We start from the raw sequence: 2,069 nt of genomic DNA, 5'->3' as shown, positions 1-2,069 counted from the left end.
CGAACTTGAGTTGGTGACCGTGAATGAACCGTCACTCGCGGCGCTGGACAGCGGCCCAGACTGCGCGCTCACGCTTGCTGATGCAGCGATCAGGCTGACGCCGGCCATGGCCAGCACGACGCTGAGCGCACCTAATCTCCTTCTGATCTTCATGTCTCCCAAGCTCCTTTACATCTGACTGGTCCTCGGCCGACGCCCGAATGACGACCGTGCACATCGGCCACGTCCGGCAGCGACGCGTGCTCGCGCTGTCGGTCACCAGGAACTCTGCGCCGATCGGGTCGACCCGTCAGGCGTGGAAATACCCCACTGTGGACTCAGACTTGATCGCGTCGTGCGCTGTACCACGCGGCGATCTGGGCGCGGGAGCGGAACCCCAGCCGCAGAAGGATCCGTTCGATGTGCCCCTCGGCCGAGCGCTCATCGATTCCCAGGCGCGTCGCGATCTCTCGGTTCGTACACCCCTGGCTCACCAGGTCAGCCACCTCGTGCTGGCGCGCCGTCAGCCCGTCGGCACGGCGTCGGGGGACGGACAGTCCGAGGAAGCGGCGGATGACGCGCACCAGTTCATCGCGGTTACCCGCGTACGGCAGGTGCGATCGGCCCTGCAGCCGCACCAGCTGGGCACCGCTGATGCCGGCGGTGAGGACTTCGGCCTGTGCGAGGGGTGCCGCGCGGTCGCCGGTGCGGTGCACCACCAGCGTCGGCGCCTGCACCTGGCCGAGGCGGTCGGTGACGTCGATCTCGTAGCTCAACGCCAGCAGCGCCCGGGCGGTTGCGGCGTTCGAGCAGGCGCGCTGGTAACGGCCGAACTCCGCCCGCGTCGTGGGATCGAGGTCAGGGGCGAAAATGTCGGTCAGCACGTCCGATCCCAGCCCCCAGTGCGACTCGACCAGCCCGAGCACATGATCACGAACACCTGGCGCGGACAGGTCGGCGCCGCGCGCCCAGCCGCCGTAGAGCACCAGGCGCCGAACGGTACCGGGATGAGCCGCCGCCCACGCCACGGCCACCGGAGCCCCCATCGACGTGCCTATCAGATCGAACGGTTCACCCAGCCATGAGGCGATCGCCGCCAGATGCTCCAGCTCGAATGCCAACGACGCCGGGCGATCCACGGCCGGCGACAACCCGCATCCGGCACGGTCGTAGCGCACAAGCCGGCACCCCCGAGCCAGCTCCTCGTAAAGCGCCCGCTCGGCCGCCAGCTCCCAACTCAGCTGCAGGTGCGTCAGCCAACCCATCACGTAGACCACCGGCCGACCCACACCGACCGAGGCATACGCCACGTTGGCACCACCGGAGGACACAACCCAACCCAGCCGCTGCTGCACCATGCGATTGTCGCCCATTCTCCGCCGGGGGTAGCTCTCCTGGCCTCGGATGCCTGCTGAGACGTCCGCAAGTCCCTCCAGGACACCCGCAGAGATCCTCAAAGCCGCACGTCAACGGGACAGTGCCGGCAAACGGGGACGCGTCCTCAAGGCCGTCCAGGACATGCTCCGCGACAACCGCCGGATCACTTTCGCCGCGGTCGCCCGCGAAGCTGGCGTCTCCAGCTGGCTCGTCTATGCTCCTGGCCTGCGCGAACGCATCGATCAGGCACGGGCCCGACAGGCTGCCCGAGGCCACCAGGACCAGCAGAGCGGGCGGAAGGCCTCCACCGCCAGCGAGCAGACCGACCTGCTTCTCGCCCGACAGGAGATCAAACAGCTGCGCACCGAGAACGGCCATCTGCGGCAACAAGCCCGCATTCATCTGGGGCAGCAGGTCGAACAGCTCGGCAACCATGACCTGGTTGACCGCATCAACGAGCTCACCGTGGAGAATCTGCGACTCTCCACGGCGGAAGGGCGGGCGACCACAGAGAACACACAGCTCCGGCAGCGAGTCGCCGAACTCGAGGACGACCTCGCCGCTGCCCGCACCAGCCTCCGCCGCATGATCCGCAACGAGAACCGCCCACAACCAGCCCCCTAGGGCCTGTGTGAGGTCGTGATCATTCTCGGGTTCTGGTCCCGTGCGGGGGTGGGGCCTGGTAGGACGCTGGGTGTGACACGTACGCAACC

General features: G+C 67.8%; 2 protein-coding genes. One reads left to right on the top strand and one right to left on the bottom strand.

Annotated elements, in window-relative coordinates:
• Nucleotides 1-317: 317 nt before the first annotated feature.
• On the bottom strand, nt 318-1,337 hold the full coding sequence (locus tag ACYF6T_RS44400) for an alpha/beta fold hydrolase (RefSeq protein WP_461703683.1): 1,020 nt from the start codon (nt 1,335-1,337) through the stop codon (nt 318-320).
• Between the two features lie 46 nt (nt 1,338-1,383).
• On the opposite strand from ACYF6T_RS44400, the gene ACYF6T_RS44395 reads away from it, so the two are divergent.
• Nucleotides 1,384-1,980 (top strand): DUF6262 family protein, encoded by a 597-nt coding sequence (locus tag ACYF6T_RS44395; protein ID WP_461703682.1) that lies wholly within the window; start codon nt 1,384-1,386, stop codon nt 1,978-1,980.
• Nucleotides 1,981-2,069: the final 89 nt, after the last annotated feature.

The sequence above is a fragment of the Streptomyces sp. 7R007 genome (genome assembly GCF_054850255.1).
This window is presented reverse-complemented; position numbering and strand designations above follow the sequence as displayed.